The sequence below is a fragment of the Bacillus sp. I-2 genome, assembly GCF_001974945.1.
Lineage (GTDB): Bacteria > Bacillota > Bacilli > Bacillales > Bacillaceae > Bacillus > Bacillus safensis.
The window spans coordinates 1-456 of record NZ_LZRW01000028.1; the positions used below are offsets into that span (position 1 = coordinate 1).

1 protein-coding gene is annotated in these 456 nt (G+C 59.2%); it reads left to right on the forward strand.

All coding sequences use genetic code 11. The features are described from left to right. Positions 1-224: hypothetical protein (locus tag BAE31_RS09000; RefSeq protein ID WP_212667502.1), on the forward strand; the 224-nt coding region annotated here is incomplete at its 5' end. Between the last annotated feature and the right edge of the window lie 232 nt (positions 225-456).

The window sequence follows — 456 nt, forward strand, 5'->3', positions numbered from 1 at the left end:
AGCAGAACCTTGCCAAGACACGCGATACGCTTGACGAAGAGGTCCGCGGCGACGGTCTGCGTCTGATCGTCCCGCAAAAGTTGGGAGCGGGTCCCGCTGCGTTGGTGGATATCGACAAGCGCGGCAGTGGCAGCAGCATCAAGGTGTTCGAGCGGCTCAACAACTTCCCGTTGCGCCTGGGTGATGTGCGTACCGCAGCAACCCAGTGCATCTCCGGTTCTTGATCCAGCTCAGCAAGTGAGCAGTTAGCAGGCTCTTTGCCATTTCCTTGGCCTGCCCGGCGTTGTTTCGGGCAGGTGATAGCCCTACTCTGCGTGGGGTAATAGTTCAAGCCTGAGCTTATGACAAGGAAATGGAGTCCCGTGATGACCCTTCTTAGCCGCTTGCTGGTCAGCAGCCTGCTGACGGTCGCCTGGCTGACGGTGCATGCCGTCGATGGCCAGACCCTCTACAACC